The sequence below is a fragment of the Streptomyces sp. NPDC014894 genome (assembly GCF_043080985.1).
Lineage (GTDB): Bacteria > Actinomycetota > Actinomycetes > Streptomycetales > Streptomycetaceae > Streptomyces.
The window spans coordinates 1-15,117 of the sequence record NZ_JBIBWD010000028.1 but is presented as its reverse complement, the minus strand read 5'-3'; the positions used below and the strand labels follow the sequence as shown (position 1 = coordinate 15,117).

The window sequence follows — 15,117 nt, the reverse complement described above, 5'->3', positions numbered from 1 at the left end:
GTCAGGAACGGTTGCTGTCGTTGTCCGGGCCGCCGAGCCCGTCGAAATCGCCGGGATCGTCGAGGTCGCCGATGCCGTCGAGGGCCAGGCCGAGGAGGTCTTCGAGGTCCATCGTGTCGATGGACTCGCCTTCGTCGGCCGGGCTCGCGGCAGTGGCGGCCGGGGTGGTGTCGGGTCCGGCGAGCCGGAGGAGGGTGTCCAGCAGTCCGGCCTGACGGATCCGGCCGAGGGGGATGGCGGCCAGCGTCCGGCGCAGCTCCGCCTCCTGCGGGTCGCCGCCGAGGTCCGGTCCGGCGATGTCGTCGGCGTTCGACGTCCGGGGGAAGAGGGTGTGCAGCAGATGCCTGGCGAGGGCCCGGGGGCTGGGGTGGTCGAACACCAGGCTGGACGGCAGCCGCAGCTCGCACGCGCCGCCGAGGCGATCGCGCAGTTCGATCGCGGTGAGCGAGTCGAAGCCGAGGTCCTTGAAGGCCCGGTCGGCCGCGACCGCGTCGGCGGAGGCGTGACCGAGCGCGGCGGCCGCGTACTGGCGTACGAGGTCGAGCAGGGCCTCCTCGCGGTCTCCGGCCGGCAGCTCCGAGAGCCGCCGGAGTACGGCCGGGCCGGTGTCGTCGGCGCTTGCTTCGGCGGCGGGGCCGCCGCGCAGGGCTTCCCGCACCTCGGGCAGTTCGCCGATGAGCGGGCGGGGCCGGGCCGCGGTGAAGGCGGGTGCGAAGCGCGCCCAGTCGACGTCCGCGACGGTCAGCGCGGCGTCCGGGCCGCCGATCGCGCGCTCCAGCGCCAGCAGGTTCGCCGCCGGGTCCATGGGCGGCAGGCCCCGGCGGCGCAGCTGCTCCTCCGCGTCGCCCTCGGCGGCCATGCCGCCGTCGGCCCACGGCCCCCACGCGACGGCCGTGGCGGTGAGACCGCGGGCCCTGCGCCGTTCGGCGAGGGTGTCGAGGAAGGCGTTGGCCGCCGCGTACGCGCCCTGGCCGCCGCTGCCCCAGACGCCCGCGATGGACGAGAAGAGGACGAAGGCGTCGAGCGAGTCCGGTGTGCCGAAGAGCGCGTCGAGGTGGATCGCCCCGGCCGTCTTCGCGGCCACGACCCGGGCGAAGCCGGGCAGGTCCGTTCCGGTGCCGGGCGGTTGGGAGACTCCGGCGGCGTGGATCACGGCGCGTACCGGGGTGTTGTCGGCGGCGAGCCGTCCGACGAGCGCTTCGAGCGCGGCCCGGTCGGCGACGTCGCAGGCCGCGAGGGTGACGGACGCTCCGAGCGCGGACAGCTCGGCCTCGATCTCGGCGGCGCCGGGCGCTTCGGCGCCCCGGCGGCTGACGAGCACGAGGTGCTCCGCGCCCCGCTCGGCGAGCCGGCGCGCCGTGTGACGGCCGAGCGCTCCGGTGCCGCCGGTGATGAGGACCGTGCCGCGCGGGGTCCAGCCGGAGGACGGGCCGCCCTGCTCGGCGGCGCGCACCAGCCGGCGTACGAAGGCTCCCGCGCCGCGGATCGCGATATGGTCCTCGTCGCCGTCCGTACCCGCCCCGGCCCCCGCCTGTGATCCGGTGGCCGAGAGCACTGCCATGATCCGGTCGAGGGCGCGGTCGTCGCAGGTCGTGGGGGTGTCGAGAAGACCGCCCCAGCGCTCGGGGTGCTCCAGCGCGATCACTCGGCCGAGGCCCCAGATCTGCGCCTGCGCGCTGCCGCCGAGCGCATCGGAACCGTCGACGGCGACGGCGTCACGGGTGACGCACCACAGGGGCGCCGACATCGCTTGGGCCGGTGCCGAGGCGAGTGCGGAGGCGAGTGCGGAGGTGAGCGCGAGTCCGACGGGTACGCCGGGGTGCTCGGGGTGCGGCCGCTCGTCCAGCGCCAGCAGCGAGAGGACGCCGGCGACCGCCGGCACGCCGTCGCCCGAAGCCTCGCGCAGCCGTTCGGCCAGGAGCGCGCCCAGTACGGCGGGGTCGCCGTGGGCCGCGTCGAGCGGGAGCGGTACGAGCCGCGCGCCGCCGTCGCTCATCCGGCCGGTCAGGGCCCGGACCCATGGATCGTCCGCGTACGGCGCGGGCAGCGCCACCAGCCAGGTCCCGGCGGGCTTGCCCCGCTCGGCCCCCGCCCACGGCTGCCAGCTGATCCGGTAACGGCGGGCGTCCGCCAGCGACCGGGCGCGCTGATCGCGCCGCCAGGCCGAGAGCGCGGGCAGCGCGGCGCTCAGCGGCTGGTCCCCGTCGAACTCGGGACCGCCCGCGAGCGACCCGAGGTCGGCGCGTTCGACCGCGTCCCAGAACCGTGCGTCCACCTCGCCGCCGTCGGCTCCGGCCACCGGGCCGCGCGGGGCGGCGGCGGGCTCGGGCCAGTGGCGCGTGCGCTGGAAGGCGTACGTCGGCAGATCGACGCGCCGCGCGCCGGTGCCGGCGTAGTACGCCGTCCAGTCGACGGCGGTGCCACGGGTGTGTACGTGGGCGAGCGCGGCGGCGACGGTCTCGGTCTCCGGGCGGGCGGCTCGGAGTACGGGGACGAAGGCGGCGGTCTCGGTGACGCACTCCTGGGCGAGGGCGGAGAGGATTCCGTCCGGGCCGAGTTCCAGGTACGAGGTGACCCCGGCGGCTTCGAGAGCGCGTACGCCGTCCAGGAAGCGGACGCCCTCGCGGACGTGCCGGACCCAGAAGTCGGCGGACGACATCTCGTCGGTGACCAGCGCGCCGGTCAGATTCGAGACGACGGGAACGGCCGGCTCGGCGTACGTGAGCCCCTCGGCGACCTTGCGGAAGTCGGCGAGCATGCCGTCCATGTGCGGCGAGTGGAACGCATGGCTGACCGTGAGCCGCTTGGACTTGCGGTCCGCGAAGTGGCCGAGCACCGCGAGGGCCGCGTCCTCGTCACCCGCGACGACGACCGACTGCGGACCGTTGACGGCGGCGACGCTGACCCGCTCGGTCAGCAGCGGAAGGACTTCCTCCTCGGACGCCTGTACGGCGATCATCACCCCGCCGGTCGGCAGCGCCTGCATCAGACGGCCACGAGCGGCCACCAGCGTGCAGGCATCGGCCAGCGAGAACACCCCGGCCACATGCGCGGCCGCGATCTCACCGATCGAATGACCGGAGAGGAAGTCCGGTCGTACGCCCCAGGCTTCGAGCAGCCGGAACAGCGCCACCTCGATCGCGAACAGCGCGGGCTGGGTGTACGACGTCTCATCGAGAGCACCGCTCTCGGACGAGAACAGCGCTTCCTTCAACGGCAGATCGAAACCGGCGCACACCTCGTCCAGCGCCGACGCGAACACCGGATACGCCTCATACAGCTCAGCGCCCATCCCCGGCCGCTGACTCCCCTGCCCCGTGAACAGGAACGCGAGCCGCCCGCCGGAGACCGTGTTCCGCGTCAGGCCAGGCGCGTCCTCACCTGCGGCGAGGGCCGCGAGCGCACGTGTCAGGCCGGAGCGGTCGTCGGCCAGGATCGCCGCGCGGTGGTCGAGAGCGGCGCGGCCGGTCGCCAGGGAGTGGGCGAGGTCGATGCCCCGGAGCCCGACACCCCGGAAGCCGTCGGCCTCGGACCCAGGCTCGGACTCGGCCTTCTCGATCTCGGACTCAGACTCGGGCTCGGCCTCGGACTCGGACGAGATCGCCGACAGAAGCTGACCGGCCTGCGCGCGGAGGGCGTCCGCACTCTTGCCGGAGAGCAGATACGGCAGGGAGCCCGCGGGCTCGGCGGCGACCGGCCGGGCGGCGGCCTCCGGGGCCTGCTCGATGATGGTGTGCGCGTTGGTGCCGCTGATGCCGAACGACGAGATCCCGGCGCGCCAGGGCCGCTCGGCGACCGGCCACGCGGCGGCCTCCGTCAACAGGGCGACCTCGCCCGCCGACCAGTCCACATGGGACGAGGGCTCGTCCACGTGCAGGGTCTTCGGCAGCACCCCGTGGCGCATCGCCTGCACCATCTTGATGATGCCCGCGACACCGGCCGCGGCCTGCGTGTGGCCGATGTTGGACTTGATCGAACCCAGCAGCAGCGGCCGGCCCTCGGGCCGGTCCTGGCCGTACACGGCGAGCAGTGCCTGCGCCTCGATCGGGTCCCCGAGCCTCGTCCCCGTACCGTGCGCCTCCACCGCGTCCACATCGGTCGCCGACAGACCGGCACTGGCCAGCGCCTGCCGGATCACCCGCTGCTGCGCGGGTCCGTTCGGAGCGGTGAGACCGTTGCTCGCGCCGTCCTGGTTGACCGCCGAGCCGCGGACCACGGCGAGGACCGGGTGTCCCTTGGCGCGCGCGTCGGAGAGCCGCTCCACGAGCAGCATGCCGACGCCCTCGGACCAGCCCGTACCGTCGGCCGCCGACGCGAACGCCTTGCAGCGGCCGTCGGGCGAGAGACCGCCCTGCCGGCTGAACTCGCCGAAGGTGCCGGGCGTGGACATCACCGTCACGCCGCCCGCGAGCGCCATGTCGCACTCGCCGCCGCGCAGCGCCTGGATCGCCCAGTGCAGCGCGACCAGCGACGAGGAACACGCCGTGTCGACGGTGACCGCCGGGCCCTCCAGGCCCAGCGCGTAGGAGACGCGGCCGGACATGACGCTGCCCGCGTTCCCGGTCATCACATGGCCGAGGACGTCGTCGGTCCCGGCGTGCTCCAGCTGTGCGTCGTATCCGCTGTACGCGGCGCCGACGAACACCCCGGCCCTGCTGCCGCGCAGGGTGGACGGGTCGATGCCCGCCCGTTCGATCGTCTCCCAGGACGTTTCGAGGAGCAGCCGCTGCTGCGGGTCCATGGCCAGCGCCTCGCGCGGCGAGATCCCGAAGAAGTCGGCGTCGAAGGTGTCGGCGTCGTACAGGAATCCGCCCTGGAAGGCCCGGCGGCCCTCGGCGTCGTACAGCTCGCCGGTGTCCCATCCCCGGTTGCCGGGGAGGCCTGAGATGGCGTCGCCGCCGGCCTCCACGAGCTTCCACAGCTCCTCGGGCGAGCGGACGCCGCCCGGGTAGCGGCAGCTCATCGCGACGATCGCGATGGGCTCGTCGGCCGGGGCGGCCGCCGACAACTCGGTCACGGCGGCCGGGGCGTCGTCGCCGATGAGTTCGGCGTGGAGCAGTCGTACGAGCGCGGTGGGCGTCGGGTGGTCGAAGACGAGGGTCGTGGCCAGCCGCAGGCCGGTGGCGGCGTTCAGCCGGTTGCGCAGCTCGACGGCGGTGAGCGAGTCGAAGCCGAGGTCCTTGAAGGCCCGGTCCGGCTCGATCCGCTCGGCCGACGCGTGGCCGAGCACGGCGGCGACGTGGGTGCGTACGAGGTCGAGCAGCGCCCGGTCCCGCTCGGGGGCGGTGAGCCGGCTCAGCCGCTCGGCCAGGGGCGCGCCGCCGTCGGCCCGGGTCCGCGCGGCGCGGCGGCCGCCCGGGCCGAGGAGCGCCCGGAACACCGGGGCGACCGGGCCGTCGGCGGTGCGGAGCGCGGCGAGGTCGAGCCGCGCGGGGACGAGGACGGGCCGGTCGGCCGCGAGCGCGGCGTCGAGCAGCAGCATGCCGTCGGCGGCGGAGAGCGCGCCCATGCCGTGCCGTGCCATCCGCCGCAGCTGGTCCTCGTCCAGTCCGCCGCCCATTCCGCCGTCGGCCCACAGGCCCCAGGCGAGCGAGGTGGCGGGCAGGCCGAGGGCGTGCCGGTGCTGGGCGAGGGCGTCCAGGGCGACGTTGGCGGCGGCGTAGCCGGCCTGGCCCGCGCTGCCGAGCGTCCCGGCGATCGCGGAGAAGAGCACGAAGGCGGAGAGGGGGCGTTCGCGGGTGAGTTCGTGCAGGTGGAGGGCGGCGTCGGCCTTGGGCCGCAGGACGGTGTCGAGCCGCTCGGGGGTGAGGGATTCGACGATTCCGTCGTCGAGGACTCCGGCGGTGTGGACGACGGCGGTCAGCGGATGCTCGGCGGGGATCGCCGCGAGTACGGCGGCGAGCGCGTCCCGGTCGGACGCGTCGCAGGCGGCCCAGTTGACGTCTGCGCCCAGCTCGGCGAGTTCCGCCGTGCGCTCGGCCGCGCCGGGGGCGTCGCCGCCCCGACGGCTCAGCAGCAGCAGACGGCGCGCGCCGTGAGCGGTCGCGAGGTGACGGGCGACGATCCCGGCGAGATGGCCGGAGCCGCCGGTGATCAGGACGGTCCCGTCCGGGTCGAGGGGCGTGACGGCGCCGGTCTCCGTACGGGCGCGGTTCAGCCTGGGCACGCGTACGCCGCCGGGGCTCAGCAGCAGCTCCGGCTCGCCCGAGGCGAGGCCGGAGTCGAGAGCCGTGACGAGGGCGGGGGCGGGAGCGGGGACGGTGGCGCGAGCTGAGTCGGAGTCGGGGTCGGGGGCGAGGGCTGCGGGAAGGGGCCGAGCCTGCGCGTCCCCGGTCTCGTTCGCGCCCTGGGCCAGGTCGGCCAGGACGAAGCGGCCGGGGTTTTCGGTCTCCGCCGAGCGCACCAGGCCCCACACCGCCGCGTGCGGCAGGTTGTCGACGCCCTCGCCCGGCCCGGCGACCGCGCCCCGGGTCACGACGACGAGCTTCGAGGCGGCGAACCGCTCGTCGGCCAGCCAGGACCGTACGAGGGCGAGCGCCCGGTGCGCGGCCGTACGCAGCGCCTCCGCCCCCTTGCCGTCGGCCTCCGGAGCGAGCGGAACGATGACATGCCCGGGTACGGGCGCGCCCGCGTCGACGGCCTCGCCGAGCGCGGCCAGGTCGGCGTACCGGGCGGCCGGGCCGAAGGCGGTGGAGCCCAGCACGGCCCGGCTTCCCGAGGTCGTCGCCAGACCCTCGGCGGCGGCGGGCAGGGCGGTCCAGTCGAGCTGGTAGAGCGAGTCGTGCGAGAGGACGGGTGCGGTGTCGGCGGGCTCCGCCGCCGCGATCGGCCGCAGGGTCAGGGCTCCCACGCGCGCCACGGGTTCGCCGAGGTCGTCGGCGAGTTCGAGGGCGAGGGCGCCGTCTGCGGCGGAACGTATCCGTACGCGCAGGGCACCGGCCCCGACGGCGTGCAGGGTCACGTCGGACCAGACGCCGGGAACGGCGTTCCGTCCCCCGGAGGCGTTCCGTTCGGGGTCCGGGACGACGGCCGCCACATGCGCGGCCGCGTCGAGCAGTACGGGGTGCAGACCGAAGTCCGTGCCCTGCGGGCCGCCTTCGGGGAGGCGCACCTCGGCGTAGAGGTCGTCCCCGTGCCGCCAGACGGACTCCACCGCGCGGAACAGCGCGCCGCGCTCGGCGCCCACGGCCGTACCGGTGCGGTCGTCCGCGTCCGGCGCGTCGTCCGCGTACAGGCTCGCGATGTCCACCGCCTCGGCCCCTGCGGGCGGCCACTGCGCCAGGTCGAACGGCGCGGCCGGCCCGGTGACCGCGAGGATGCCATGGGCATGGCGGGCCCAGGGGCCGTCCGCGGGCGCGGTCTCGGGGCGGGAGGAGACGGTGACGGCGCGCCGCCCGCTGTCGTCGGCCCCGCCGACGAGGACCTGGAGCCTGACGGCTCCTTCCGTCGGCAGCGACAGCGGCGCGTCGAGGATCAGCTCTTCGAGGTGCCGGCATCCCGCCTCGTCCCCGGCGCGCACCGCCAGCTCCACGAACGCCGCGCCGGTGAGCACGGCCGTACCGGCCACGGTGTGGTCGCCGAGCCACGGGTGGGTGCGGAGCGAGAGCCGACCGGTGAACAGCACGCTGTCGGAGCCGGCCGGGGTGACGGCCGCCCCGAGGAACGGATGCGCGGCCGGGTCGAGCCCGGCCCCGCTGACATCGCCGACGCCGCCGGCGCCGGGCTCCAGCCAGTAGCGCTCGTGCTGGAAGGCGTACGTCGGCAGCTCCACGCGCCGCGCGCCGGTCCCGGCGTAGTACGCCTCCCAGTCCACCGCCGCACCCTGGACGTGGGCGCGCGCCAGAGCGTCCGTCAGCGTCTCGGACTCCGGGCGGCCGGCGCGGAGTACGGGGATGAAGGTCCCGGTCTCCGCGCACTCCTGGGCGAGGGCGGAGAGGATCCCGTCCGGGCCGAGTTCGACGTACGAGGTGACCCCGGCGGCCTCCAGGGCGCGCACGCCGTCCAGGAAGCGGACGGCCTCACGGACATGGCGGACCCAGAAGCCGGCGTTCGACATCTCGTCGGTGACGAGCGCGCCGGTGAGGTTGGAGACGAGCGGGATGGCCGGGGCCTGGTACGTGAGTCCTTCGGCGACCTCGCGGAAGGCGTCGAGCATGCCGTCCATGTGCGGCGAGTGGAACGCGTGGCTCACCGTGAGCCGCTTGGACTTGCGGTCGGCGAAGTGCGCGACGACCGCCAGGGCGGCATCCTCGTCGCCCGCGACGACGACCGACCGGGGGCCGTTGATCGCGGCGATGCTCACCCGGTCGGTGAGCAGCGGAAGGATCTCGTCCTCAGTCGCCTGGACGGCGATCATCACCCCGCCGGTGGGCAGGGCCTGCATCAGACGGCCGCGCGCGGCGACCAGCGTGCAGGCGTCCTGGAGAGAAAACACCCCGGCGACATGCGCGGCCGCGATCTCACCGATCGAATGACCGGAGAGGAAGTCCGGTCGTACACCGCACGCTTCGAGGAGCCGGAAGAGCGCCACCTCGACCGCGAACAGCGCGGGCTGCGTGTACGACGTCTCATCGAGAGCACCGCTCTCGGAAGAGAACAGCGCTTCCTTCAACGGCAGCTCGAAACCGGCGCACACCTCGTCCAGCGCCGACGCGAACACCGGATACGCCTCGTACAGTTCGGCACCCATTCCCGGCCGCTGACTCCCCTGCCCCGTAAACAGGAACGCCACGCGCTGCTCGGTCGCCGTGCCGGTCACCAGACCGTCCGCCGACTCGCCCTCGGCGAGGGCGGTGAGCGCCGTGGCGATGTCGGCCTCGGAGCGGCCGAGGAGTACGGCGCGGTGTTCCAGCGCGGCGCGGGTGACGGCGAGCGAGTGGCCGACGTCGAGAGGACGCTCGCCCGCGCCGCCGGGGCCGTGGGCGGTCAGCAGGCGGGCGGCCTGGGCGCGCAGCGCGGGCGCGGTCCGGCCGGACAGCGTCCACGGCAGTACGGCCGGCTCGGCGGCGGGCGGGGCGGCGGCCTCCGCCGCGGGCTCCTCGTCCGGTTCCGGGGCCTGTTCGATCACGGTGTGGGCGTTGGTGCCGCTGACGCCGAACGCGGAGACGGCGGCGCGGCGCGGCGCGCCCGTCTCGGGCCAGGGCATCGCCTCGGTGAGGAGTTCGACGTCGCCCGACGCCCAGTCGACGTCGGGGGTGGGCCGGTCGATGTGGAGGGACTTGGGCAGGATGCCGTGGCGCATGGCCATGACGGTCTTGATGATGCCCGCGACTCCGGCGGCGGCCTGGGTGTGGCCCAGGTTGGACTTGAGCGAGCCGAGGCGCAGCGGGCGGCCGGCCGGGCGGTCCTGGCCGTAGGTCGCGAGCAGCGCCTGGGCCTCGATGGGGTCGCCGAGGGTGGTGCCGGTGCCGTGCGCCTCGACGGCGTCGACCTCGGCGGCCGACAGCCGGGCGTTCTCCAGCGCCTGGCGGATGACGCGCTGCTGGGCGGGCCCGTTGGGGGCGGTGAGACCGTTGCTCGCGCCGTCCTGGTTGACGGCCGAGCCGCGCACGACCGCCAGGACCTGGTGGCCGTTCCTGCGCGCGTCGGAGAGCCGCTCGACCAGCAGGACGCCGACGCCCTCGGACCAGCCGGTGCCGTCGGCGGCCTCGGCGAAGGACTTGCAGCGGCCGTCGGCGGAGAGCCCGCGCTGACGGCTGAACTCGACGAAGACGTCGGGCGTGGGCATCACGCAGACGCCGCCGACCAGGGCGAGCGCGCACTCTCCCTGGCGCAGGGCCTGGGTGGCGAGGTGCAGGGCGACGAGGGAGGAGGAGCACGCCGTGTCGATCGTGGCGGCGGGGCCCTCAAGTCCGAAGACGTAGCTGATCCGGCCGGACAGGACGCTGGTGGCCCCGCCGGTCAGCAGGAGTCCTTCGAGCCCTTCGGGAACCTCCTTGAGGTCGGCTCCGTAGCCCATGGCCCCCGCGCCGACGTAGACGCCGGTACGGCTTCCCCGCAGCGAGGCGGGGTCGACGCCCGCCCGCTCGAAGACCTCCCACGAGGTCTCCAGGAGCTGGCGCTGCTGCGGGTCCATCGCGAGCGCCTCACGCGGCGAGATGCCGAAGAACCCGGGGTCGAACGCGGTCGCGCCGTCCAGGAATCCCCCGCCGGTGTTGTAGAACGTGCCTTTCCGGTCGGGATCCGGATCGGCCGACGATTCGATGTCCCAGCCCCGGTCGACGGGAAATCCGGTGATGGCGTCACCGCCCGATTCGACCAGTCGCCACAATTCCTCGGGAGAGCGCACCCCGCCCGGGAAACGGCAGCTCATCGCGACGATCGCGATCGGCTCCTGGGCGTCCGCCTCGACCTCCTGGAGGCGGCGGCGAGCCCGGCGCAGTTCAGTGGTCATCCACTTCAGGTTTTCGAGAAGCTTTTCTTCGTTCGCGCTGGCCACTGGAACGTCACCCCCTGGGGAAGTACGGAAACGGAATATGTGCGGGCACGGAGTCGCTCATCGATTCGGGCACGCGGGCGTGCGGGGCGGGCTTGTGGTCGTGCAGGTCAGGCACGCGGTCGTGCAGGCGGCCGTACGCGTGGCCGGACACGTTTCCAGGCACGTTTCCAGGCACGAGTTCAGGCGCACGGTGAGCATCTCGGCGGGACATGCGGCGAGACGCGCGGTCAGGCATGGGATCGACCATCGGATCGGTCATCAGGTCAGGATTTTCCGAATTCGTTGTTGATGATGTCGAAGAGGTCGTCGGCGGACGCCGACTCGATTTCCAGCTCTTCGTCCTCTCCGATGGCCGCTCGTTCCGCCTTGTTCCAGTTCTGGAGCAGTGCTTCGAGCCGTGCGGTGACTCGGGCCCGTTCCGTGGTGTCGTCCGGCACCGACGTGAGCAGGAATTCCAGCTTGTCGATCTCCGCGAGCGCCGGCAGCCGCTGTTCGGTCTCCTCGCCGAGGAGTTCGGCGCGGACATGGGCGGCCAGCGCGGCGGTCGTCGGGTAGTCGAAGACCAGGGTGGCCGGCAGCCGCAGTCCGGTGGCGGACTTGAGCCGGTTGCGCAGCTCGACGGCCGTGAGCGAGTCGAAGCCCAGCTCCTTGAAGGCGCGCCCCGCCTCGATCGTGGCGGCCTCCTCGTACCCGAGGACGACGGCGACCTCGGCCCGGACGAGGTCGAGCACCGCCCGTTCCGCCTCGGGACCGGTCAGTCCCCTCAGCTCCGCCTCGAATCCGGCCGTGTCCTCGGCGGCCGTTCGGCTCTCCTCCCGCTCGGCGGCGAGCACGCGGCGCGCCTCGGGAAGGTCGGCGATCAGCGGGCGCGGCCGGGCGGCGGTGAAGGCCGGGACGAACAGGTCCCAGTCGACGTCCGCGACCGTGAGGGCCGTCTCGTCGCCGTCCAGCGCCTGCTGGAGGGCGACGATCGAGGACCGCGGCGACATGACGGGCAGTCCGCGGCGGCGCAGTTGTTCGGCCGCCTCGTCGTCGGCGACGAGGCCGCCCTGCGCCCACGGGCCCCAGGCCACGGAGGTGGCGGTGAGTCCGCGCCCGCGCCGCTGGTGGGCCAGCGCGTCGAGGTGGGCGTTGGCGGCGGCGTACGCGCCCTGGCCCCCGCTGCCCCACACGCCGGCGATGGAGGAGAACAGGACGAAGGCGTCCAGCTCGGCGCCGGCGAGCAGTTCGTCCAGGTGTGCCGCGCCCAGCGTCTTGGCGGCGACGACATCGGCGACGTCCTCGGGCCGGGTCTCGGCGAGCGGTGCGAACTGGCCCGCGCCCGCCGTGTGGAAGACGGCGGTGAGGGGGCTCCCGCTCGCCTCCGTGTCGTCGGCGATCCGCGCGAGCAGCGCGGAGACGGCGTCCCGGTCGGTCACGTCGCAGGCGACGGCCGTGGCGCGGGCGCCGTGCGCGGATATCTCCGCGATCAGCGCCTCCGCGCCGGGTGCTCCCGGCCCCCGGCGTCCGGCGAGGACCACATGCTCCGCGCCGTGCTCGGCGAGCCAGCGGGCCACATGCGCGCCGAGCGCGCCCGTGCCGCCGGTGACGAGTACGGTGCCCCGGGGCCGCCAGGGGGCCCGGCCGGCCGCCTCCGTGCCGCCGCCGGTGGCCGTGGCCGCCGGGGCGTGCGCGATGCGCCGGACGAGGAGACCCGCCGAACGCACCGCGAGCTGGTCCTCGTCCCCGGCGCCCGCGAGGGCCGCGAGGGCACGTTCCACAGCCCGGTCGTCCAGGGCGGCGGGCAGGTCCACCAGCCCGCCCCAGCGCTCGGGGTGCTCCAGGGCGATGACCCGGCCGAGGCCCCAGATCTGGGCCTGCGCGGCGCTCCTGATCCGGTCGGACGAGCTGGTCGTCACGGCTCCGGAGGTGAGGCACCACAGCGGGGCCCCGGCCTCCGTGTCCCCGAGCGCCTGGACGAGCGCCCCGGTCAGCAGCAGTCCCGCGGGCACCGAGGGGTGGGCCGGATGCGGGTGCTCGGCGAGTGCGAGCAGGGACAGGACGCCGTCGGCGCTGTCGCCCGCGAGCGCCTCGGCGAGCCGCCCGGCCACCGCCGCGCGGTCCGCGTCGGCCTCGTCGAGCACCACTTCCCGTACGTCCGCGCCCCCGGCCGTGAGCGCCGCCGCGATCTCGGGAAGGCCGGCCGTACCGCTCTCCGTCCTCACGACGAGCCAGGTGCCCGACGGCCGCGCGACGACCGCGTCGGCGACCGGCTTCCAGGTGACCCGGTAGCGGCGGCCGTCCACCGCCGACCGCTCCCGGCGCTCCCGCCGCCAGGCGGACAGCGCGGGCATCAGCGCGCTGAGCGGCTGGTCCGCGTCGATGTCGAGAGTGCCGGTGAGCGCCGAGAGGTCGGCGTTGTCGACCGCCTCCCAGAACTGCGCGTCCACCGCGCCGAGACCGCTGTCACCGCTCTCGCCGGCGGCCGCGGCGACCGGGGTCTCCTCCTCCAGCCAGTAGCGCTTCCGCTGGAAGGCGTACGTCGGCAGATCCACGCGCCGGGCCCCGGTGCCGGAGAGGTACGCCTCCCAGTCGACGGCGGTGCCACGGGTGTGCAGATGCGCGAGCGCGGTGACCGCCGTCTCGGCCTCCGGGCGGCCTGCGCGGAGTACGGGGATGAAGGTCCCGGTCTCCGCGCACTCCTGGGCGAGGGCGGAGAGGATTCCGTCCGGGCCGAGTTCGACGTACGAGGTGACGCCTGCGGTCTCCAGGGCGCGGATGCCGTCGAGGAAGCGGACGGCTTCGCGGACGTGCCGGACCCAGAAGTCGGCGGACGACATCTCGTCGGTGACGAGCGCGCCGGTGAGGTTGGAGACCACCGGGATGCGGGGCGTCTCGGTCTCGTACGCGAGTCCCTCGGCGACCTGGCGGAAGGCGTCCAGCATGCCGTCCATGTGCGGCGAGTGGAACGCGTGGCTGACCGTGAGCCGCTTGGTCTTGCGGTCGGCGAAGTGGGCGACGACCGCGAGGGCGGCGTCCTCGTCGCCCGCGACGACGACCGACCGGGGGCCGTTGATCGCGGCGATGCTGACCCGGTCGGTGAGGTGAGGCAGTACCTCGTCCTCGGCGGCCTGGACGGCGATCATCACGCCGCCGGTCGGGAGGGCCTGCATGAGCCGTCCGCGCGCGGCGACCAGGGTGCAGGCGTCGGCCAGGGAGAAGATCCCGGCGACATGAGCGGCGGCGATCTCACCGATCGAGTGACCGGAGAGGAAGTCGGGACGGACACCCCAGGCTTCGAGGAGCCGGAACAGGGCGACCTCGATGGCGAAGAGGGCGGGCTGGGTGTAGGCGGTCTGGTCGAGAGCACCGCTCTCGGAGGAGAACAGCGCTTCCTTCAGCGGCGTGTCGAGGTGCGCGTCCAGGTGCGCGCAGACCGCGTCGAGCGCGTCCGCGAACACGGGATAGGTCGCGTACAGCTCGGCGCCCATACCGGTCCGCTGGCTGCCCTGGCCGGTGAAGAGGAAGGCGAGAGCGCCGTCGGTGGCCGTGCCCGTGACCAGGCCCGGGGCCTGTCCGCCGGAGGCCAGTGCCTCCAGCGCCGCCAGGAACCCGTCCCGCTCCGATGCGATCACCACCGCGCGGCGCTCCAGCGCCGCCCGCGACGTCGCCAGCGAGAAGGCCACATCCGCCGACTCCAGGGCCGGTCCGGACACCAGCCGCTCCCGCAGCCGCTCCGCCTGGCCGCCCAACGCCGCATCGCTCTTCGCCGACAGCACCCACGGCACCACACCCGCCGACACCGACCGACCCGAACCCGCAGACTCCGAAGCCTCCGAAAGCTCCGCAGCCTCCGAGGGCTCCGAGGGCTCCGAGGGCTCCGAGGGCTCCGAGGGCTCCGCAGCGGGCGGCGCCTGCTCCAGCACCGTATGCGCGTTCGTTCCGCTGAACCCGAACGACGACACACCCGCCCGACGCGGACGCCCCGTCTCCGGCCACTCCACCGCCTCGGTCAGCAGCGCGATATCGCCCGCCGACCAGTCCACATGCGGAGTCGGCTCATCGACATGCAGAGTCTGCGGAAGCACCCCGTGCTGCATCGCCAGCACCATCTTCATCACACCCGCGACACCCGCCGCGGCCTGCGTATGACCGATATTCGACTTGATCGAGCCGAGCCACAGCGGCTCGTCCTCCTCGCGCTCCCGGCCATAGGTGGCCAGCAGGGCCTGGGCCTCGATCGGATCGCCGAGCTTCGTTCCCGTGCCGTGCGCCTCCACCGCGTCGATCTCCCCAGCGGAGAGACCCGCGTTGGCGAGGGCCTGGCGGATGACCCGCTGCTGAGAGGGGCCGTTGGGCGCGGTGAGTCCGTTGCTCGCGCCGTCCTGGTTGATCGCCGAGCCCCGGACGATCGCCAGGACCGGGTGGCCCTTGGCCCGCGCGTCGGAGAGCCGCTCCACCAGGAGCATGCCGACGCCCTCACCCCAGCCCGTACCGTCCGCACCGGCGGCGAACGCCTTGATCCGGCCGTCCTCGGCCAGACCCCGCTGACGGCTGAAGTCGATGTACGCACCCGGCGACGACATCACCGTCACACCACCGGCGAGCGCCATCTCGCACTCACCGCTGCGCAGCGCCTGGACCGCCCAGTGCAGCGCCACCAGCGACGCCGAACACGCCGTGTCGACCGTGACCGCCGG

Annotated in this window: 2 protein-coding genes; both read right to left on the bottom strand. The window is 74.4% G+C overall.

Annotated elements, in window-relative coordinates:
- Nucleotide 1: 1 nt before the first annotated feature.
- A complete protein-coding gene (locus ACF089_RS35145; protein WP_392036069.1) occupies nt 2-10,438 on the bottom strand; it encodes a type I polyketide synthase in 10,437 nt (3,478 codons plus the stop codon).
- Between the two features lie 263 nt (nt 10,439-10,701).
- On the bottom strand, nt 10,702-15,117 hold a 4,416-nt coding region (locus ACF089_RS35140; protein ID WP_392036066.1), incomplete at its 5' end, for a type I polyketide synthase.